The 19,834-nt window shown below is 65.0% G+C and carries 19 protein-coding genes; 3 read left to right on the forward strand and 16 right to left on the reverse strand.

The genetic code is table 11. The features are described from left to right. Positions 1-8: 8 nt before the first annotated feature. The 3 genes from dnaK to HD599_RS13660 form a co-directional block, all read right to left on the reverse strand. A complete protein-coding gene (gene dnaK, locus HD599_RS13650) occupies positions 9-1,907 on the reverse strand; it encodes a molecular chaperone DnaK (protein WP_184238490.1) in 1,899 nt (632 codons plus the stop codon). A 127-nt stretch (positions 1,908-2,034) separates the two neighbouring features. After that, positions 2,035-2,892: an MEDS domain-containing protein gene (locus HD599_RS17820; RefSeq protein WP_221420509.1), complete on the reverse strand. Its 858-nt coding sequence runs from the start codon at positions 2,890-2,892 to the stop codon at positions 2,035-2,037. 107 nt (positions 2,893-2,999) lie between these two features. Next, positions 3,000-3,998, reverse strand: coding sequence for a hypothetical protein (locus HD599_RS13660; protein ID WP_184238492.1), 999 nt, complete (start codon positions 3,996-3,998; stop codon positions 3,000-3,002). A gap of 34 nt (positions 3,999-4,032) precedes the next feature. Between HD599_RS13660 and HD599_RS13665 the strand changes: the two genes are divergently transcribed. Further along, positions 4,033-4,296, forward strand: coding sequence for a type 2 periplasmic-binding domain-containing protein (locus HD599_RS13665; RefSeq protein WP_184238494.1), 264 nt, complete (start codon positions 4,033-4,035; stop codon positions 4,294-4,296). A 33-nt stretch (positions 4,297-4,329) separates the two neighbouring features. On the opposite strand, the gene HD599_RS13670 is transcribed toward HD599_RS13665, so the two are convergent. Then, entirely contained in the window at positions 4,330-4,653 is a 324-nt protein-coding gene (locus tag HD599_RS13670) for a winged helix-turn-helix transcriptional regulator (RefSeq protein ID WP_343062163.1), read from the reverse strand. 64 nt (positions 4,654-4,717) lie between these two features. Here HD599_RS13670 and HD599_RS13675 point away from each other — a divergent pair, with 64 nt between their 5' ends. After that, entirely contained in the window at positions 4,718-5,887 is a 1,170-nt protein-coding gene (locus HD599_RS13675) for a trans-sulfuration enzyme family protein (RefSeq protein WP_184238498.1), read from the forward strand. Positions 5,888-6,426: 539 nt separating this feature from the next. Here HD599_RS13675 and HD599_RS13680 read toward each other — a convergent pair. The 7 genes from HD599_RS13680 to HD599_RS13710 all read right to left on the reverse strand — a co-directional run bounded on the left by HD599_RS13680 (position 6,427) and on the right by HD599_RS13710 (position 13,010). Then, positions 6,427-6,585, reverse strand: a complete 159-nt coding sequence (locus HD599_RS13680; RefSeq protein WP_184238500.1) for a hypothetical protein — start codon at positions 6,583-6,585, stop codon at positions 6,427-6,429. A 611-nt stretch (positions 6,586-7,196) separates the two neighbouring features. After that, positions 7,197-8,000, reverse strand: a complete 804-nt coding sequence (locus HD599_RS13685) for an aldo/keto reductase (RefSeq protein WP_184238502.1) — start codon at positions 7,998-8,000, stop codon at positions 7,197-7,199. 91 nt (positions 8,001-8,091) lie between these two features. Beyond that, positions 8,092-9,405 (reverse strand): DUF2254 domain-containing protein, encoded by a 1,314-nt coding sequence (locus HD599_RS13690; RefSeq protein WP_246376789.1) that lies wholly within the window; start codon positions 9,403-9,405, stop codon positions 8,092-8,094. Positions 9,406-9,479: 74 nt separating this feature from the next. Further along, positions 9,480-10,673, reverse strand: coding sequence for an alcohol dehydrogenase catalytic domain-containing protein (locus HD599_RS13695; protein ID WP_184238506.1), 1,194 nt, complete (start codon positions 10,671-10,673; stop codon positions 9,480-9,482). Further along, complete coding sequence (locus HD599_RS13700) at positions 10,670-11,029, reverse strand: hypothetical protein (RefSeq protein ID WP_184238508.1); 360 nt, start codon at positions 11,027-11,029, stop codon at positions 10,670-10,672. Before HD599_RS13700 ends, HD599_RS13695 begins: the two co-directional genes overlap by 4 nt. Before the next feature lie 125 nt (positions 11,030-11,154). Further along, positions 11,155-11,724: a type 1 glutamine amidotransferase domain-containing protein gene (locus HD599_RS13705; protein ID WP_184238510.1), complete on the reverse strand. Its 570-nt coding sequence runs from the start codon at positions 11,722-11,724 to the stop codon at positions 11,155-11,157. 131 nt (positions 11,725-11,855) lie between these two features. Next, the gene (locus HD599_RS13710) at positions 11,856-13,010 is read right to left on the reverse strand and encodes a glutathione-independent formaldehyde dehydrogenase (RefSeq protein ID WP_184238512.1); all 1,155 of its coding nucleotides are present in this window, start codon (positions 13,008-13,010) and stop codon (positions 11,856-11,858) included. Positions 13,011-13,175: 165 nt separating this feature from the next. On the opposite strand from HD599_RS13710, the gene HD599_RS13715 reads away from it, so the two are divergent. Next, a complete protein-coding gene (locus tag HD599_RS13715) occupies positions 13,176-14,198 on the forward strand; it encodes a helix-turn-helix transcriptional regulator (protein WP_184238514.1) in 1,023 nt (340 codons plus the stop codon). A 115-nt stretch (positions 14,199-14,313) separates the two neighbouring features. Here HD599_RS13715 and HD599_RS13720 read toward each other — a convergent pair whose 3' ends face one another. The 5 genes from HD599_RS13720 to HD599_RS13740 all read right to left on the reverse strand — a co-directional run bounded on the left by HD599_RS13720 (position 14,314) and on the right by HD599_RS13740 (position 19,818). After that, positions 14,314-14,613 (reverse strand): putative quinol monooxygenase, encoded by a 300-nt coding sequence (locus tag HD599_RS13720; protein ID WP_184238516.1) that lies wholly within the window; start codon positions 14,611-14,613, stop codon positions 14,314-14,316. Between the two features lie 421 nt (positions 14,614-15,034). Then, positions 15,035-16,150, reverse strand: a complete 1,116-nt coding sequence (locus tag HD599_RS13725; RefSeq protein WP_184238518.1) for a Gfo/Idh/MocA family oxidoreductase — start codon at positions 16,148-16,150, stop codon at positions 15,035-15,037. Beyond that, positions 16,147-17,118, reverse strand: coding sequence for an ABC transporter permease (locus HD599_RS13730; RefSeq protein ID WP_184238520.1), 972 nt, complete (start codon positions 17,116-17,118; stop codon positions 16,147-16,149). Before HD599_RS13730 ends, HD599_RS13725 begins: the two co-directional genes overlap by 4 nt. Then, a complete protein-coding gene (locus HD599_RS13735) occupies positions 17,115-18,635 on the reverse strand; it encodes a sugar ABC transporter ATP-binding protein (protein ID WP_221420510.1) in 1,521 nt (506 codons plus the stop codon). The genes HD599_RS13730 and HD599_RS13735 overlap by 4 nt, the downstream gene beginning before the upstream one ends. Next, positions 18,628-19,818 carry a levoglucosan dehydrogenase gene (locus tag HD599_RS13740; protein WP_184238522.1) on the reverse strand — a complete coding sequence of 397 codons (1,191 nt, stop codon included), beginning with the start codon at positions 19,816-19,818 and terminating at the stop codon, positions 18,628-18,630. The genes HD599_RS13735 and HD599_RS13740 overlap by 8 nt, the downstream gene beginning before the upstream one ends. Positions 19,819-19,834 lie beyond the last annotated feature (16 nt).

Genomic DNA, 19,834 nt, shown 5'->3' on the forward strand with positions numbered 1-19,834 from the left:
GTCGTCGATCAGTGTGCCGTGAACTCGGCGTCGATCACATCGTCGGAGTCGTCGCTAGGACGGGGTTCGCCGGTGTCTGCCGAGGGGTCGGCGGAGCGGGCACTGTTCTGGCTCCGCGCAGTCGCGCTCAGGGCTTGCGCCATCTGGTGCAGTTCGCCCGTGAGAGACCGTAGACGGTCGACCGGCTCCTGCTCTTCGATGGCACTCCGTGCGTCGTTGATCAGAATCTCGGCGCGGGCGCGGTCGTGCTCTTGGACTGCATCCCCGGCCTCGGTGAGTGCCCGTCGCACCTGGTAGGCGACGGAGTCGAGTTCGTTTCGGGCATCGACGAGTTCCCGGAGCTGGGCGTCTTCGCTTCGGTGCGCCTCGGCATCGGAGACCATGCGCTCGACCTCGTCCGGTGCGAGCGTCGACGTCTCACTGATGGTGACTTGTTGCTCGGTGCCCGTGTCCTTGTCCTTCGCGGAAACGTGCAGGATGCCGTTGGCGTCGATGTCGAAAGTGACCTCGATCTGGGGTTCGCCCCGGGGCGCAGGTCTGATGTCCTCGAGTCGGAAGCGGGCGAGAGAGCGGTTGTCGCTTGCGAGTTCGCGCTCTCCCTGGAGGACTACAACGTCCACCGCCTGCTGATCGTCGCCGGCCGTGCTGAAGACTTCGGTGCGACGCGCGGGGATGGTCGTGTTGCGTTCGATGACCGTGGTCATCACCCCGCCCTGGGTTTCCAGCCCGAGCGAAAGCGGTGTGACGTCGAGCAAGAGCACGTCCTTGACGTCCCCCTTGATGATCGCCGCCTGGACGGCTGCGCCGAGCGCGACGACTTCGTCCGGATTGACGGTCATGTTGGGGTCCTTGCCTCCGGTCATCCGACGGACCAGATTCTGCACCGCGGGTATACGCGTGGAACCGCCGACGAGGATGACCTCGTCGATGTCGTCGGAGGTTGCTCTCGCGTCATCCAAAGCCTGCTTCACCGGGCCCATACAGCGTTCGACGAGGTCCGCGGTCAGTTGGTCGAATGTCGACCGCATGAGGTTGACGTTGAGGTGCTTCGGTCCTGATGCGTCGGCCGTCACGAATGGGAGGTTCACCGCGGTCTGGGCGACGGACGACAGTTCGACTTTGGCCTTCTCTGCCGCCTCGAAGAGGCGTTGCAACGCTTGCGGGTCCTGGCGTAGGTCGATGCCGATTTCCTTCTTGAATTCGTCCGCGAGGTAGTCGACGACGCGGCGGTCGAAGTCGTCCCCTCCGAGATGAGTGTCACCGGCCGTCGAGCGGACCTCGACGACGCCTTCACCGACCGTGAGGAGGCTGACATCGAAGGTTCCCCCACCGAGGTCGAAGACGAGGATGGTTTCGTTCTCCAGTTTCTCCATCCCATACGCCAGAGCGGCGGCAGTGGGTTCATTGATGATGCGGAGGACCTCGAGGCCCGCGATCTTGCCCGCGTCCTTGGTGGCCTGCCGCTGGGCGTCGTTGAAGTGCGCCGGCACCGTGATCACGGCCTCTGTGACCCGCTCGCCGAGCGCCTTGCTCGCATCGTCTGCCAGCTTGCGCAGAATCTGCGCCGAGATCTCTTCAGGCGCGTACAGCTTGCCGTGGACCGAGAACCGGACCGCTCCGTCCGGCCCGGAAACGACGTCGTAGGACACGGTGTGGATTTCGCTCTGTACTTCGTCGTAATTTCGTCCGACGAACCGTTTGGCCGAGTAGATCGTGCCCTTAGGGTTGAGGATCGCCTGACGTCGGGCCATCTGGCCAACGAGGCGTTCACCGGTTTCAAGGAAGGCAACCACTGATGGAGTGGTCCTGTTCCCTTCGATATTGGCGACGACTTGGGGCTGGCCGCCCTCCATCGCGGCGATGACCGAATTTGTCGTCCCCAGATCGATACCCACTGACCTGCCCATGCTGTGCTCCTTCGCTCGATGCCTGCCTTCGCCATGCTTCCGCTGCGCAGAGCCCGCGACATCCCCTAAACAGGGGATTTCGGTGGGACGCGACGATTCGGCCGCGGCAGGAAACGCGCAGCGGCTGTCAGGCGGACGACGGGAAGTGACGGAACGCGAACACGGCGAGTTCCGCCCTCGTGTGAATGCCGAGTTTCTGGTAGATGTGTTTCATATGCGTGTCCACGGTGTGGGTCGACACTGTCAGCTGCAGCGCCGTCGCCCGGTTCGTCATTCCGTTGCCCACGAGTCGCGCTACCCGGTCCTCCGCGTTGGTCAGAGACCGCCACCGGTCGCCGCCGTCCACGGTGCGTGTGCGCGACGGGGCCGACGGATGAGCAGGGTCGTCGTCGGCTTCCATGCCCGGGTCGTACACCGGGGCCAGGCTGAGAGGGTTCTGGAGCACCGTGCCGTCGACCATCACCATGGAGTGAATCTTCAGCACGCCCGCGAGGGTGCCCGCGTCGAGAAGCTCGATGTCGTACATGCAGAGGAAGACGGCGGGGAGCTCGGAGAGTATTCGTATGACGGCGGTTTCGTGCAGGAAAACGTTCTTGGCACCAGACTCGATCGGTCCTCGGGACATCTGTCCGGCGGCGCGAAGTAGCGGGAAAGCGCCGACCACCGACGATCCGTCGTCGACGGGAAACGGCGTCGACTGTGCGGGGGCGGGTTCGCGAGTTCGAATGTACGTGTCAGGCGCTGAGAAGAAATCGATGTTCCGACGGGCGCTGTCGGACGCTGTTGTTCCCGTCACGCGCTGCCGCATGGTCCCAGACCCGAGTCCGTCGATGAGGAAGACGCATTGGTCGCCGTGACGCAATCCCTCCTGCATGAATGACACCAGCAGCAGGTCTCTCTCGAGGGTTCCCGAGAACAGGGCGCAGACATGAAGCCCCGGATGAACTTCGCCGACTCCAGGGATTCCCATGAGAAGCGCATTCACCGGGGAATCGCCTTCTCGTGGCCCCATTTGTCGACCATACGCGCGTCACCATGCCGCGGTCAACGGGGCCGGAGGTCAAAGACGACTTTTTATCGGGATTGCCCCTTCTAAGGACGCTCGTCAGCAAGTCGGGCGCGGCGCTCTTCCTCGCGTTTCGAGTACGCGGCGGCACGAATCGCTTCGTCCGATTCCAATCCCGTGCCGAGCGCACCCCCGATTGTCGCCGCGGAGGCGACAAACCATACGAGCACGAACAGATCGCCGTAATCGAGCGACGAGCCGAGCGAATCTCCCATCACGGCAGGGTCGAGGATAAAAAGCGCCCACGCGAGGTTGACGACGTAGAGCGCCAAATAGCAGATGAGCACCCCGATCGTCAGCGTCACGAGTGTCGAGGTGTTGTAGAGACGTGATCTATCCCGCGCCTCGGTCGAACCGTCGGCGGGGCGGTCCCATAGTTCTCCGTCGACCACGATCCACCCCACGACTATCGAGATCGAGGCAATAGTCGCGACGCCGAGGCGCCAGCCCGACAAGGACCCGGCCAAAAGCCAAACCGTGGAGTCGACCGTGGCCACAGCTCCGGTTGCCAAGGCTGCGACGAGTGCGGACTTGAGCCCCGAGGCGAGGAGCCACGGTCGGTTGGCGAGCACCATGCCAGCGAGCACCCGCCCGCGGCCGCTAATGCCGGGGAGGGGCACGCGCTCCTCATCGTGCGACGAGTCTTCGGTCATACCGCTCATGAGCCCGAGCACGGCGTGGCGTGCACGCGTGCGCACGCGCAGCCCTCCGAGCGCGGGTAGCGACAAGACTGCAGTGGCTCGCTGCGGGTCGATGGCGGCCAGAAGATACCGGCCGTCGTCGGCGCGCAGGGGAAGTTCCGTCACCCCGATGACGAGGTCCCATTCGTGCTGTATGGCACGGGCTCTCAGTCGCGCCAGCGCGGTTTCGACATCCTCGTATCCCAAGGTGAAAGGCTCACTCAGGACCTCGATATCCCAGCCGTCGCGGTCATCGCCGTCCAGCGGCCGGAGATCGGTCATCGCGCGCGCCATGGCCGTGGGCGAAGCGGGATCGGCCACGAGACCCACGCGGATCTGGTTCATCTCCGCAGCTTACACACACAGTCAAAATGCCAGTATGACTTTCCCCACCGGGCGGAGACGACGATTGGGCGCTGCGATGGCCGCGTCCGATGGCACGGGCGCATTCGAGAAGATATGTTGCTACTTAGCGGGGGGTGACGTGGCCGCGCCCGAAGTGAGTGGACGTCCAGTCGAGATCTCTCTGCGCGTCGATTTCTTTGATCAGCCCGAGCATCTCACGGCTGTTCTCGACCCAGTAGTGCTTGATGGTCGTCGCGCGGCCATTGATCTCGTCGAAGTGCTGGTCAGGCGCTGGTGAAGGACGGCAAACAGGTGGCCGAACTCGGGATCGTCATAGATCCGAGCAAACGCTGGCGATCATTGATTCGTCGTCGCGGCGAGCCTCAGACCAGAGCTTGAGCTGCCTGACCGTCTGGTGAGGAGAGAGCCCGAGGTCGGTGAGTTCGTAGGTCACTGTTACTGGGACGGTCGCTGTCGCAGTCCGGTCGATCAGACCGTCGCGTTCTAGCGATTTCAACGTCTGCGACAGCATCTTCGGGCTGACACCGGCTAGGACCCGCGCCAACTCGGAGTAGCGCATCGGTCGCGGATCGTCGTCGCAGTCAGGTCCGCTACTCAATGCGGAGAGCACCAGAGTCACCCACTTACCGGACACCAGCGCGAGCAACTGCTGACTCGCACACGCGGCGAGGCCGTTTGTGGGTGTTTAGCATTGGAGCATGGCCAATGACGAGACGCGACCGGAGAGCATCGCCGCACAGGCTCTCGGCTGGATAGACCAGACCACCCGGGCAATCAACCCACCCATCCACATGTCGAGCACCTTCCTGCGCGACGCGGACAACCAGTACAGCTCGGGCCGCGTGTACATTCGCGACCAGAACCCGGCATTCGATCAGGCCGAGGCCGTTATCACCGCCCTCGAGGGCGGACACGAGACGCTTCTGTTCGCGAGCGGCATGGCGGCGGCGACCGCAGTGTTCCAAGGCCTGCGGCCGGGCGACCACGTGCTCGCACCGCACGTCATGTACTGGAGCCTGCGTAACTGGCTGCTCGGGTTCGCCACCTCGTGGGGACTCGAGGTCGAGCTGATCGACATGACCGATCCGTCTTCGGTAGCTGCGGCGCTGCGCCCCGGTCAGACAAAGCTTGTCTGGGTCGAGACCCCGGCCAACCCCCTATGGACCATCACCGACATTGCGGCAACCGCGGAACTCGCGCACGGTGTCGGCGCCCTGCTCGCGGTCGATTCGACGGCCGCGACCCCGGTGCTTACGAGGCCCCTGGAACTCGGCGCGGACCTCGTCATGCACTCGGCGACCAAGTACCTCAATGGTCACTCAGACCTCACCGCCGGAACCGTGACGACACGAGCAGAGAACGAACACTGGCAGCGGGTACGCGCCGTGCGGGCCCAGAACGGCGGGACGCTCGGTTCGTTCGAATCCTGGTTGCTCCTGCGCGGGCTACGCACTCTCTACCTGCGCGTCCGTGCGGCAAGCACCTCTGCACAACTTATCGCCGAGTACTTCTACGGTCACCCGTTGGTTGCCGAGGTGCTCTACCCCGGGCTCGCCTCGGCCCACGGCCACGAGATCGCATCGCGGCAGATGCACGACGGCTACGGCGGGATGCTGTCGATCAGAACCGCAGGAGGCGAGGCGGCAGCGATTGCCACCGCTGCCACCACCACCCTCTGGAAGCGCGCCACCTCTCTCGGCGGCGTGGAAAGCCTCATCGAGCACCGTGCCAGCGTCGAGGGCCCCGGCTCGCCAGTGCCCGCCGACTTGCTGCGGCTCTCCGTTGGCATCGAGCACGTCGACGACCTCATCACCGACCTCGAACACGCTCTGACAGTTGCCCACAACGGCATCGAACTCCGCGTCTGATGGGACAAGCGGGGCTCCCCCACCAGAGCACCTCCTACCGAGGGGTTCCCGGCGCACGCCCGGGGCAGCCTCTCAGCCAGAGAACCCTCATGACACGTCTTCGCGACGCAGGCATCAACCTCCGCGCAGCGCACAACGCAGCCATGCGCGCTCTGGTGCTCGACATCCCGCCACGGTCACAGAATCACCTGGTCGGCGAAACCTGAGGGCAGCCTTGGCCCGACACCGGCCGAACTCGAACTGTGTCGGCAGCCGATACGCCGGTCATGAATACGCCGGTCCGTCGCTGATTGCTGACGCGTCCGTGGCTAGTGCAAGCTGGCCGGCCCTCTCCACTTAACTGCTAAGTCGCGGCAATAGTTGAGTCTGGGCAGAGGCGAATGCGTGACCCGGGCCGATTGAGAAGAGCACTGAGGACTAGCAGTAGAACCGCCTGTCTGGGGGCTCCGGGACGGAGCACCCGCGCCCTCGGTGCGGATCGCACAGAGCACTTGAAGGCCGACTCGACGGGTGCCGGCTCTGTATTACGCGACTGATTCTCAGACGAAGAAGCGCCCACAGAACTCATTCCAGACGCCCCGAACATCGAAAACGGGATCGCGCAGCCACGCGAGCTCTAGGCCCTGCCAGAACGAATAGAGCCCGACGGCGGCGGAGAGCGAGTCCGGCATCCACGCGAGCGTCTCCGTGAGGGTCACACGGACGTTCCTCGGTCGTCCCGCGAAGAACCGATGAGCGGGGTGTTCAGGAGTAAGGGCCACGGCACTGAGGATCGACGTCTAGGCGGCCGGGCCGGAAGTCTCTGTGAACCGGGGCAGTGGCACACAAGCGCGATCAGCGCGCCGACGAATATTGCAAGCCGACGATCTCCGAAACTGGCGAGCGACGCAAGCGCTACCGAATATCAGTAGCCACGCGGATTTTTGTCGAGCCGCCTGTCAGAATCGAACTGACGACCTTCTCATTACGAGTGATTTCCAGGCTCTCAAGACGACTGCGTCCCGTACACCGATCCCAATAAAACACTGGTATCGAGGCCCTAGATGATCATGTGAGAACGGCCTTGATTTTCCTCAAGTGTGGGCAAAATGTGGGCAAATCTGAGGGCTCGCGCAACGCAGTCTCGAGCCGCCTACTCAAGGGTCAGCGCTGGGCTCTGGCCCCCGCAGATTGTGCAGCAACTTGCTGCACCGCTCGGCAGCAGGCGCTCACCTGGCGGATCCGTAGATAGCGCTGCTTCAACAATCGACGTTGTCGAGAGAGGTCAGAGCATTTCCAGCGGCTCCTTGCTAGACGGCGGTGGGAAGATCTAGTCGAGCTGTTTCAGCTCGTCGTTACCGAAGCTGATCTCTATCGCGGCGCGGTTCTCCTCCACCCGTGCCGGGGTGGACGCTTTCACGATGGCAAAGACGTCGGGATGTCTAAGCACCCAGGCCAGCGCCAACTGAGCTGGGGTTACTTCCTTTGCGCCGGCCATGTCGTGGACCATGGGGTGTTCGAGCAATCGGCCGTGGTCGACCGGGGAGTAGGCCATCAACGGAATCCCAGCCTGGCGGCATCTCGGAAGTAGGTCGTACTCAGGCCCGCGGCGGGCGAGGTTGTAGAGCACCTGATCGGTCTGCGCCCGCGATCCGCCCGGCACCGAGGCCAGTTGGTCGAGGTCATCGGTGTCGAAATTGCTGACGCCCCAACTGCGTATCAGCCCCGCCTGCACTAGTTCTTCGAACCCCGCCACTGTTTCGGCCAGCGGCACTCGTCCGCGCCAGTGCAGCAGGTACATGTCGAGGTAGTCGGTGCCCAACCGCCGCAGACTGGCTTGACAGGCTTCTACCGTCCCTCGTCGTGTGGCGTGGCTGGGCACGACCTTGCTGACGAGGTAAATACTGTCTCGCTGTCCCGCGATAGCCTCACTGACGAGCTCCTCTGCGGCGCCGTCGCCGTACATCTCGGCAGTGTCGATCAGCGTCAAGCCGTTCTCGATGCCTGTGCGCAGGGCGGCTAGCTCCGTCGGGCGCTGGTCGGGTCGCTCGCCCATGTACCAGGTGCCCAGACCCAGGGCCGGGACAGTGCCTGCGTCGGGCAGAGACACGGCACGGATGGTTGGTGTACTCATGTACCGGTGCCTCCGGGGTGTGGCGGACCTGAGGCCGCAAGAGAGCGCTTCCGATGATTTAGACAAGGCGGTTGCAAGTTCGGCGGCGTCGTCATGGGCTGCGCAGGGGGTCGGGTGCCGCGTGAGAGCCGCTCATGCCTCCGCCGTGGATCAGGTCGGGTCCGGAGCCAAGGCCTTGCTGGTCGGCATTGAGGGCGTTGGTGATGTCGCTGTCGTTGTCGAAGGACCGTTGCACGTCGAGGGTCAGCAGTTCGAGCTGCCGGTTGAGTTCGGGTTGGCGCGGCGCGGGGGCGACGGTTTGGAGGTCTTCCAGCGCTGCACGGAGCCGGCGGGCGACCTGTGGGGAGCCGGCTCCGGCTATGCGGATCTCGTCGAAGGCGAGGCGGACGTATCCGGTCCAGTCCAGGGCGGGGGTGACGAGGCGCAACGTCCCGAGCTTGTCGTGGTGGTCTCCGGTGGGGATTGTGCGGGTGGCGAGTTGGCGCAGCGCGTCGTGCAGCCGGTCGACAGCCTGCACCGTCGTGGTGGGGTCGCTGAACGGGTCGCTGACGCCGCGTTCGGCGATGTCCACGAGCTGACGGAATCCGTACGCTGGGTCGTCGCGGTAGGAGCGTTCGTCTCCGAGAAAGACCAGGCTGGCGATGTGCGGGGCGTCCGCGCGGACGTGCTCGTTGCCGTCGATGAGCAGCAGCGGTGCGTTGGCGCAGACGAAATCGCCCATGGCGGGGAGCAGCCGCAGCGTGCAGCCGGCGTCGGTGGCGGCCGAGACCAGGCCCGGAACGTCGATCTGGACGACGACCCCCGGCTCGGGGGCCAAGATCACTCGCGGGTCCAGGTCGGCGGGAGCCGTGGGATTGGCGGGGTAGGCGCGGTTCAGTTCCTCGTGCAGGTGGTCACCGACCAGGTCGATCAGGCCGGCGACCCGGAGGGTTTGCCCGGCGTGGTGCACGTAGAGCACGAGAGCGACGATGCTGGCCAGCATGAGAAGGTAGGCGAGCAGCATGGTCAGCCCGGGCACGTGGCCGCCGTCGGCGGAGTCGTCCACTTGGGGGATCGCGAGCAGGGCGTAGACGAGAGTAGCCGCGAAGAGGCCGTGGGTGTACTGGCTGAGGCGGTCGTGGAGCAGCGCCCCGACGATCCGTGGCGAGAATTGTCCCATCGCCAGTTGCACGGCGACGGTGATGACGGTGAGCACCAGCGTGATCAGCGTGACGAGCGATGTGACGATTGTGCTCAGTACGGTCTGTGCGGCGCTGGGGGTGCCCGTCAACCAACTCGGGACCAGTGCGTTGCCGGTGGCCCGGTCGATGGTGGCGGCGCCGACGCAGAGACCGGCGCCGCCGATCATGCACAGCAGCGGCACCAGCCACAGGCTGTCCCGCAGAGCAAGCAGTACCTTCTGCATCGTCACCGGGGTCCTTCCGGACGGCCGGGACCGTCGGCCCGGCCGCCGTGCCGGCATGCCCAGGGCAGGCTGAATCATGTCGGGGAGCTGGTTGCCCCGTTGGGCTGGAACACAGCCCGGACGCAGCCGTCCTTCTTGTTCTTGAACATCTGATAGCCCTGCGGGCCCTGGTCCAGCGGCATCACGTGGGTGGCGAGGTGCTCGGTGCTCAGTTCTCCGTTGTCGATGTGCTGCAGGATTCGGGGGATGTAGCGGTGTCCGTGTTGTTGCGCCCCGCGGACGGTCATGCCCTTATTCATGATCGCGCCGACAGGAAACTTGTCCACGACCCCGCCGAAGACTCCGAGGATGAACATGTTGCCGCCCTTGCGGCAGGCGTAGATGGCTTCGCGGAGTGCGGTGGGCCGATCGGATTGCAGCCGCAGCTGTTGCTTCACCTGGTCGTACAGGTACGACGGTCCGGTGCCGTGCGCTTCCATGCCGACGGCCTCGATGACGACGTCCGGGCCGCGGCCGCCGGTGCGCTCCTTCAGCTCGGCGACGATGTTGTCGTCGGTGTAGTCCAAGGTCTCAGCGCCGATGTGCTGGCGTACCTGCTGGAGGCGTTCGGGGAGCCTGTCGATGACGATTACTTGCTCGGCGCCCATGAGCATCGCGCCGCGGGCGGCCATCTGACCCACCCCGCCAGCCCCCCAGACTGCGACGGTGTCGCCTGGGGTGATGCCAGCGCCGTCGGCGCCGGTCCATCCGGTGGGGGCGGCGTCGGAGGCGAACAGCGCCGCCATGTCGGACACCCCGTCCGGGACGGTGAACGCGCCCTGGTCGGCGTAGGGGACCCGGACGTACTCGGCGTGGCTGCCGGCGAACCCGCCCAGCAGGTGGCTGTAGGCGAAGCAGCCGCCGATCGCGCTGCCCCACATTCCCTCGGTCAGTGCCGGGTTGGGGTTGCCGTTGTCGCAGAGCGAGAACAGCTGCTGCGAGCAGTACCAGCACTGCCCGCAGGCGATAAACGAGCACACCGTGACCCGGTCGCCGATGGTGTGTCTGCGGACGGCATTGCCGACTTCTACGACCTCGCCCATGAACTCGTGGCCGAGCACATCCCCGGCGCGCATGCCCGGGATGTAGCCGCCGAGCAGATGCAGGTCGGAGCCGCATGTCGTGGTCAATCGCACTTTGACGATGATGTCCCGGTCGTTGAGGATGGTTGGGTCATCTACCGTCTCGACGGCGGTCTTGTTGATTCCAGTCCAGCACAGAGCTTTCACAGCACTCCCTCCCCGGGCGCAAGTTCGGTGGCGAATTCGACGAGTTTGCCGGCCGGGGTCGGCGGGCGGCGCCCGTGCGGGGCCGGGTCGACGCGCAACACCTCTCCGACCTCGATCACCTGCTTGGCTTCACGCAAAGCCGCTCGGACCCGCTGGCGTGGGTCGTCACCGGACAGCCGGGCGGCCGCGGACGCCGCCCCAGTCGGTTCGGGGTTGCGCAGCCGGGCACGCACCTCGCTGCCCTTGCCGCCCGGTGCAGGCCGCACCTCCACTTCGACCAGGTCGCCGAGCTCGGCCAGCGGCCGGGGAAGGCGGTCCTCAGGCATGACGTCTGCGGGCCCGCGGTTGATGGTCACCGCCCGCCACCTCGGTTCAGTCGCTTCGCGGGCACCTGCGGCCGGCCGACGTTGCAGCTGTCTAGCGACCACGAACGCGCCTGCTCCGACCACCAACACCCCCACCACGCGGTTTCTGGGACGAGTCACCGGGCACCACCGGCGGCAGCACCGACGGAAGCGAACGCTTCCACGATCGCTTCGCAGAACGCGGGCAGGTCCTCGGGGGACCTGCTGGTGATGAGATTGCCGTCGATGGCGACCTCCTCGTCGACCACGGTGGCGCCGGCGTTGCGCAGGTCGGTGCGGATGCTGGGGAACGACGTCAGGGTCCGGCCGGACACGACGCCCGCTTCCAGGAGTGTCCAGGGGCCATGGCAGATCGAGGCGACGGGTTTGCCGGACGCCACGAAGTCGCGCACGAAGTCCACCGCTGCTTGGTCGACGCGCAGTTTGTCGGGGTTGACCGTTCCGCCCGGCAGCAGTAGTGCGTCGTAGTCGTCAACCGCAGCGGAACGCACCAGCGCGTCGACGTCGAACGTGCCGGCCGCATCGAGGTCGTTGGTGCGCGCCTGGATCTGCCCGTCGTGCAGCGAGAGCAGTTCGGTGACCGCGCCGGCCTCATCCAGCGCCTGCCGGGGTTGTTCCAGTTCGACGCGTTCCACACCGTCTGCAGCCAGGATCGCCACCCGCTTGCCGTTCAGTTCGTTTGCCATGATTTCTCCGTTATTCGTGGGGGACGGCCGCAGCTGAGCGCGACCGGAGGGTGCAGGGCGCTATCGATGCGGTGCGTTGGGCGGCGGTTTTATCCGCCGCCCGCATCAGCACCCCGACGAGTCCCTGCCTGTCAGGCGGTGGCCCGAGTCGGGTTGAGCACGACCTTGGTCCAACCGTCGTTGCGCTCATCGAAATTCAGGTAGGCCTCGGGCGCTTCCTCGAGCGGCAGATTGTGGGACACGATCCACGACGGCGTGGCCTTGCCCGCCGCGACCAAATCCCGCAACCGCCGGTTGTACTTCTTCACCGGGCACTGCCCGCTGCCGAGCGTCTGGCCCTTGAACCAGTGCAGACCGTAGTCGAAGGCAATCTCGCCCTGCTTGGCCAACTTGTCCGCGCCGCCCGGGTCCTGCGGGACGTACACCCCGACCGAACCGATGCCGCCCGTGAACCGCACCGACTTCACCAGGTTGTTCAGCGTCATGTTCGGATGCTCGGTGCCTTCCGGGTCGTGAGCTTGGTAGCCGACACACTCACAACCGCGGTCGGCGCCCAGACCCATCGTCTCCTCGAGAACGAACTGGACAGGGTCGACCTTGGAATCGTCGATCGCGATAGCGCCGATCTGCTCAGCGAGCCGCAACCGATCCGGGTGGCGGTCAACGACCATCACCTTTGAAGCGCCCTTGATCGTCGCCGACAGCGCCGCCATCAACCCGACCGGACCAGAGCCGTAGATCACCACGGAGTCGCCCGGGACAACGCCTGCCAGCTCGGTGGCGTGGTAGCCGGTAGGGAAAATGTCCGCGATCATCACGTAGTCGTTTTCCTTGTCGACCGAGTCCTCACCGAGCCGCAGACAGTTGTGATCGCCGTACGGCACACGCAACAATTCCGCCTGCCCGCCCTGCCACGGACCCATGTCGGCGAACCCGTACGCGGCGCCAGCAAAGTGCGGATCCGGTTGCGTGGTCAGGCAGTAGTTCGTGAACCCTCGCTCACAGTTCTTGCAGAATCCGCACGAAACATTGAACGGCAGCACTACCCGCTCACCGACTTTGACCTTGTCCACGCCGTCGCCGACCTCGATGACTTCGCCCAAGTTCTCGTGCCCGAACGTGCGACCGGTCTCAAAGTCGGTGCGTCCCTCATACATGTGCAGGTCCGAGCCGCAGATGTTGGTGGCGGTGATGCGCACCAGCACGTCCGTGGGTCGTTCGATCTTCGCGTCCGGCACGTCTTTCACACTGACCTGCCGCGGTCCGTCATACACCACTGCCTTCATTTCAGCTCCCGTCTTAGGCTCTTCCCCCCATCTGGGGGGCATCGGCAGTACGATTGCCAAGTACCGCGGCCTCTGAAGCGCCAGTCAACCCCCAACCCGTGCCGCGGCGCATCGGCAGAACGACCGACACGGCCAGCTGGCGCAGCGGCAGATACAGCGGGTGCCATGCACCGACCAGCAGACGCAGGACCGATCTCAGTCGAGGTCTCCCACATCGCCGCAACCCGGGATAGCCCGGCCGAACACGCTACAGCGCTGCTAGAGCCGCTCCATCAGCTGCTGCCGTTCGACGGGGCGTGGCTCGCGCTCCGCGACGAGGACACCCGCGGACACCACTCGCTGGTCAGCACCGGCTGGGACAACCGCACCGCCGCATACTTGGACGGGCCGGTAGTGGTCGACGAGATCGAACAACTAGGGATGACCCGGTCCCACACCCCGCTGCGGGTCGCGGACCTCTCGACACCGATCAGCGAAATGCGGTCGTGGGCCGAGTGCCTCTCACCCGCCGGCTTCCGCGAAGGCCTCGGCATGTGCCTGTTCGCCGCCGACGGCCGGCTCCTCGGCTTCCTCGGCCTGTTGACCGGCAGTCCCACCGTCCCAGCGCCCGCCGACCGAGACCTGCTCGCCGCCCTCGGGCCGGCGCTGGGCCGCGCCATCGACCCCCTCCGATCGGCCACCGCAGCCGCGCAGCTCGTCCACGCCGCCACGGCTGGCGTGATTCTCACCCTGTCACCAGATGTTCTGGCCCTGCCCGGGCTGCCCGACCACGCCGCGCTGCGTGCCGGCTCACCTGTACTGGTTGCCGCCCGCGAGACGCTCGACGGTCCGCAATCCTCGTTCCTGGCCCCCGCGCCAACAGAGCCCGGCGGCTACCTGCGCGTCACCGTCCTGGAGGTGCCCGACAACGTCCCACACCACCTCACCGCGATCGTCGTGCTGTCCCCGAGCCACGACCTGCAGGGATTGACCCACCGCGAGTTCGAAGTCCTCGGCCTGCTCATCGCCGGCTATCACAACACCGAAGCCGCCCAACGGCTCAACGTCACGCCACGCACCATCGCCACCCACATCGAACACATCCTCATCAAGCTGGACGCCTGCTCCCGAGCACTTGCCGCCGTCCGCGCCCAACGACGCGGGCTATACATCCCACCCGCACTCCTGGCGCACCCGGGCAGCGCATAGTTAGTAGCCCAACATGGCCCGACGCCGCAATCCCCGTAGGGCTCGTCAACCGAACTCGCCGCCCCTTGATGGTTTGGAGAGGGCGGCGCGGGGGGATCGCGAGCAGCGAGGGCGGCTAGCCCGGGACCTTCTCGGCGAGAATGTCGATCTTCTCGATCTGCGGTTCGGAGAACAGGACTCCGGTGTTCGGCCCGAGTGCTTGGCCGACACCCCCGGCGAGGTGGGCATCGCGCGCTTCGTCATCGGGGAAGACGTCGTACACGCCGAAGGTCGACGGGCCGAACTGGATGGCGAACCAGGCGACGGTGCCCGGCTCCTCCATCACGATCGCACGTGCATTCTTGAGGAAGTCGGACAGCTCTATCTCCTTGCCCGGCAGGGCCTCGAGACGCACCAAGAGGGCTTTGGTCAACATGGACGGACTCCTTCACTGCGATCAGTGCGGCCGCGGAAGGACCAGCCACCACCTCAACGTACTCCCGTTAGTGAGCCGTGAACAGGGAGGTGCTGAGTGCATGGTCAGGCGCTTGGAAGCCGCGCCTCAGGCGTAGGTCGAAGATGGGCGAGATGGAGTGGAGCGATCGCCGTGAGTGCCGCTCCACGCGAAAAGCTCGATTGCACCCGACGCCCCGGGCATAGTCGTCAACCCGTGGCGACGCTAGGCAACCAGGCAGTGGCCTCGGTGATCGAACAGTTCGGCCCGCTGGTGCGTCGCGCGGAACGCGCGCGCTTCAGCCGCGATGGCAGTTGCTCGCAACCGGCGACGCAGAAGATGCGGCGACCGTGACCTATGACATCTGGCACGACCTGCCCGCTGACGACGACGGAGCGAGGAACTAGCTCCGTATGAGCTCGAGGTGTCGCGTCGGCGCGACATCGACCCATCCACCGGACCGTGCAGAGGCAATCACTGCCTCCGTCAAGGCGGCGGCGCGTACTCCATCGCTGAAGGTGGGCAGTCCCGGGACCTGCTGCCCTTCAATCGTCCTCGTGACGTCACGCATGAAGAGGGAGAAGCAGTCTTGATAGCCCTGCGGATGTCCGGAAGGTACCGTCACATAGGACTTCGCTGCCTCATGGTTCAACGTCTCCTGCCCCTTCAAGAGCACCGAGACTCCGACCGTTGAACCGGTCCACAGGTCGTTCGGGTTCTCCTGGTCGAAGGCATACGAATGCTGCGCGCCGTCGAGCGACAGCCAGAGCCGGTTCTTGCGTCCCGGTGTCGCTTGCGAGATGGCGACCGAGCCAGTTGCTCCCTTGTCGGTCTGAAACAGCATGGTGACGCCATCCTCAGTCGACACCGGAACCTCACCGTGCTCGGTATACCGAGTGTCGTGCAGCCGCGGCTGAAGCGCGATCAGGCGCTGAATACGGTGGCCAGACATGAACTCGAAGAGGTCACACCAGTGCACGCCGATGTCCGCGAAGGCGCGAGAGTCCCCGTCTGCCACACGCCAGTTGTAACTCGACTGGTCCGAAAGCCAGTCCTGCAGGTAGTGCCCGTGCGCGAGCCAGATACGCTCACTGGTTTCAGCAAGACGAGCTCGCACCTCGCGCACGGTGGGATAGAAACGGTAGATGAACGGCACTGCCGCCACCACGCCCGCGTCGCGTGCCGCATCCGCCAGGCGCACGGCGTCATCCAACGTGAGGGCGAGTGGCTTCTCGCAGATCACGTGCTTTCCCGCGGAGATCGCGGCGAGAGCGAGGGGCAGGTGGTGTGCGTTCGGCGTGCAGATGTGCACGAGATCAATGTCGGGGCGCTCGATCAGTTCGTCCGGCGTCAGCGCGAGGGGCACATTTTCCTCATCTGCTGCGTTGCGGGTACGAACGAGATCACGGCCGGCGTACGCAACCATGATGCCGCCGTTCGACCGCACTGCGCGAGTGTGGACCTGCCCCATGAAACCTGTTCCAATGATGCCGCTGCGGAGAACGGCGCGGGCTGTCACTTCTTCCTCGACAGTGCGACCGCAGCGATGATGATTGCCCCACGCACGACTTGCTGCTGCGCAACGTCAAGTCCGGCGAGGATGAGGCCGTTGTTGATGAGTCCCATGAAGAGTGACCCGAACAGGGTGCCGATGATTGCCCCGCGACCGCCGAACAGGCTCGTTCCACCCAGGATCACTGCAGCGATGACGGTCAGTTCGTCACCCTGCCCCCATTGGAACCGTCCTGATTCCAGCCGGCCCGCGTATAGCATCCCCGCGACGGCCGCGGCCACTCCTGACATGAGCAACACGGTGAATTTGGTTCGTGCAGTGTTGATCCCCGTGTACGCGGCCGCGGTGGGGTTGCCGCCGGTGGCGAGCACCTTGCGCCCAAATGCGGTCCGATTCATCACGACCCAGCCCAATACAACAGCCACCACCGTCCACACGAGCAGACCGGGTACTGGGCCGAAGTCGCCGCCGCCGAAGATCATCACATAGAGGCGGTCGGTGATCGGCTGCGGCGCCGACGCGGTGATCCACTGGGCAAGGCCAGCCGCAAGGCCTAGCATTCCGAGCGTCACCAGGAACGAGGGGATCTTCAGGAGCGCGACGAGCCCTCCGTTGATGGCCCCGATGACGGCACCGGCGAGAAGGCCCGCCAGGATTCCGGGAACGAGGCCGAACTCCATTGTGGCCATTGCGGTCACCACCGACGCCAGGCCCGCGATCGACCCGACACTCAGGTCGATCTCGGCGGCTGCAATGACGAAGGTCATTGCCACGGCCATGATCGAGATCGTCGCCGTTTGCCGGACGATGTTCAGCATGTTGTTCGTGGACAGGAACCCGTCGTTGCCTAGCATGATGGCGAAGAGGATGAACACCACGACGAACGCGATGTAGATGATGTTGCTGCGCCAGTCGAGCTTGCTGAGGGCGCGGGACAACAGGGAAGGCCGGGTGGCTGGTGCGACGGTGCTCATGCTGGGGCTCCTTGGATAATGAGTTGAAGCTGTTCCTCGCTTGCGACGTCAGCTTGGGTGAGTTCTTGAACTGAGCGTCCCGATCGCATTACGACGATCCGGTCTGCGACCGCCAACAGTTCCGGGAGTTCAGAGGAGATGAAGAGGACCGCATTTCCTTGAGAGGCGAAGGAACGCACGATGTCGAGAATCTCCGTCTTGGTGCCGATGTCGACGCCCGAGGTGGGCTCGTCCATCACCAGGATTCGCGGCTCGGTGTTAATCCATTTCGCCACCACGACCTTCTGCTGGTTGCCCCCCGAGAGGTGGCTCACCGGGGCGTACGGATCGGCGACCTTCACGGCAAACCGCCCGACGAGTTGCTCCGTGAGTGCGTGGAGCTTCTTTGTCGACAGCAGGCCGCGGGACTTCACGCGGTCGAGTACCGGCAACGTCAGGTTGTCTGACACGGAGTGCTCGAGTACCAGGCCTTGCTCGCGCCGATCTTCGGGGATGAGTGCGACACCGGCCTCCTGCGCAGACAGGGGTGACGCGAAGCGCACCTCGACGCCGTCGATCGCCAGGTGCCCACGAGACGGCCGGTCCATCCCCGCCACAACGCGGGCGAACTCCGTTCGTCCACTCCCCATCAGGCCTGCGAGCCCCACAATTTCGCCCGCCCGGATGGTGAGCGACACGGACTCCAGGATCGTGTTGCTAGCGATGTCCTTCGCCTCCAGCAGCACGGGCGCCTCGTCATCGAGCCCTCGGTCCTGGTACACGAGATCGGAGGCGAGCCGTCGGCCGATGATCGCTTCGATGATCTTTGCCGCGCTCAATTCGGCCACGGCCGAGGCAAGCACAACACGGCCGTCACGGAGGACGGTGATGCGATCTGCGATGCGCCGGATCTCGTCCATGCGATGCGAGATGTAGACGACCGCGATCCCGCGATTCTTCAAGGTGTGGATCAGGGCGAACAGGTTTTCGACTTCATGCTTGGCGAGGCTTGCAGTGGGCTCATCCATCACAAGAACACTCGCCTTCTTGGCGATGGCTTTGGCAATCTCGACGAGCTGCCAATAGGCCGTTCCGAGGTCTTCGACCCTGGAGCGTGGGTCGATCGTGACGCCTAGGCCGTCGAATATGTCCTTCGCCGCTCGTTCGGCAGCGCGGTCATCGACCATGCCGCCCACTCCCCTGAATTCACGGTTCAGGAAGATGTTCTGCGCCACCGTCATGCTGGGGATGAGGCTGAACTCCTGGAAGACCATCCCGATGCCTGCGCGCTCTGCGTCAGCAGTGCTGCGGATGTCAACCGGCTCGCCGTTCACCGCGATGGTGCCCGAGGTGATCGGATGAACACCTTGGAGCACCTTCATCAGGGTGGACTTGCCCGCGCCGTTCTCGCCGGCCAGCGCGTGGACCTCGCCCGCAATGATGTCCATGTCCACGGACTTGAGCACCTCGACCGGTCCGAAGTTCTTGACGATCGCCCTCATCCGAACTGCGGGTGTTTCGCCGTCCGTGTCAGCCATGTGCCGCACCGCTGCCGGTGGCATTCGGCACGTCGACCCACTGCCCCGTCCGGCCCGACTCGAGAATGGCGTCGTCGACGAGTGCCGCCTGGTAGCCGTCCGCGAAGTTGGGCTCCACCGTCGTGCCCTCGACCACGGCCTTCAGGAAGTCGTGCGCCTCAATGATCTTCGTCTCGCCGTATCCGATCCCGAGTGCCGGGATGGGCCACAGCGATTGCCCGTATGGCGTGTTCGGGCCGGTGTAGATCGTGCGGAATCCGCGCCGATCGGAGGGATCGTTCTTGAATGCGACCTGGAGCTCGTCGCGGTTCTCGTAGTTGAAGAAGATCGAGCCTTCCGTGCCGTGGATCTCGAAGGTGATGAAGTTGTTTCGTCCCCAGGCATTGCGCGTGGCCTCGATGGATCCGACTGCTCCGTTGTGGAAACGAACCAACGACATCGATTCGTCGTCCACGTCAACCGCGCCGCGAGGGCCATCGCTCTTGGCCGCTCCGCCCAAGGCGTCGAGGCCGCCGGACTGAATCGGGCGGTCATGGATGAAGGTCGACACAAGCGATGTGACCGCCGAGATCTCGCCGACGAGATACCGTGCGAGATCGACCACGTGGGAGCCGATGTCGCCGACGGCACCAGACCCGGCGATGTTCTTCTGAAAGCGCCAGCTCAGAGGCGAGTTGGCGTCTGCGCTCCAGTCCTGGAGATACGTCCCGCGGAAGTTGAGGATCTCGCCGATCGCGCCCTCGTCGATGTATTTCTTGGCCAGTGCGACCGCGGGGGTGCGGCGGTAGTTGAAAGCGACTGCGGTGACCACACCTGCACGCTTCGCCGCCTCATACATCCGTCCCGCCTCTTCTGCGGTGGGGGCCAGTGGCTTCTCGCAGATGATGTGCTTTCCTGCCTCGGCCGCCGCGATGGCGATCTCCGCGTGCAGGTTGTTCGGCGTCGCGATGTCGATGACGTCAATGGACGGGTCGTTCACCACGTCGCGCCATGAGGAGGAGAACCCCTCCCACGCATATCGGTCTGCTGCAGTGCGCGCGAGCTCATCGGTGACGTCTACCACGATCTTCTTGACCGGGCGGGCGGGCGACGGCCAGAAGAACATGGGCATCGCGGCGTACGCGAGAGAGTGTGCCTTGCCCATGAACCCGCCGCCGATCATGGCGATATTGATGTCCTGCATGGTGTGCCTTTCGTGG

Origin of the sequence: Conyzicola lurida, from assembly GCF_014204935.1 — a bacterium.
Classification (GTDB): Bacteria; Actinomycetota; Actinomycetes; order Actinomycetales; family Microbacteriaceae; genus Conyzicola; species Conyzicola lurida.

Coding starts and splice junctions, on each gene's coding strand:
- HD599_RS13685 (WP_184238502.1), bottom strand. CDS start 8,000: ATGAGTACACCAACCATCCGTGCCGTGTCTCTGCCCGACGCAGGCACT.
- HD599_RS13705 (WP_184238510.1), bottom strand. CDS start 11,724: ATGGCAAACGAACTGAACGGCAAGCGGGTGGCGATCCTGGCTGCAGAC.
- HD599_RS13710 (WP_184238512.1), bottom strand. CDS start 13,010: ATGAAGGCAGTGGTGTATGACGGACCGCGGCAGGTCAGTGTGAAAGAC.
- HD599_RS13740 (WP_184238522.1), bottom strand. CDS start 19,818: ATGCAGGACATCAATATCGCCATGATCGGCGGCGGGTTCATGGGCAAG.
- HD599_RS13715 (WP_184238514.1), top strand. CDS start 13,176: ATGCACCGACCAGCAGACGCAGGACCGATCTCAGTCGAGGTCTCCCAC.
- HD599_RS13665 (WP_184238494.1), top strand. CDS start 4,033: ATGACTTTCCCCACCGGGCGGAGACGACGATTGGGCGCTGCGATGGCC.
- HD599_RS13690 (WP_246376789.1), bottom strand. CDS start 9,405: ATGCAGAAGGTACTGCTTGCTCTGCGGGACAGCCTGTGGCTGGTGCCG.
- HD599_RS13720 (WP_184238516.1), bottom strand. CDS start 14,613: ATGTTGACCAAAGCCCTCTTGGTGCGTCTCGAGGCCCTGCCGGGCAAG.
- HD599_RS13735 (WP_221420510.1), bottom strand. CDS start 18,635: ATGGCTGACACGGACGGCGAAACACCCGCAGTTCGGATGAGGGCGATC.
- dnaK (WP_184238490.1), bottom strand. CDS start 1,907: ATGGGCAGGTCAGTGGGTATCGATCTGGGGACGACAAATTCGGTCATC.
- HD599_RS13730 (WP_184238520.1), bottom strand. CDS start 17,118: ATGAGCACCGTCGCACCAGCCACCCGGCCTTCCCTGTTGTCCCGCGCC.
- HD599_RS13675 (WP_184238498.1), top strand. CDS start 4,718: ATGGCCAATGACGAGACGCGACCGGAGAGCATCGCCGCACAGGCTCTC.
- HD599_RS13660 (WP_184238492.1), bottom strand. CDS start 3,998: ATGAACCAGATCCGCGTGGGTCTCGTGGCCGATCCCGCTTCGCCCACG.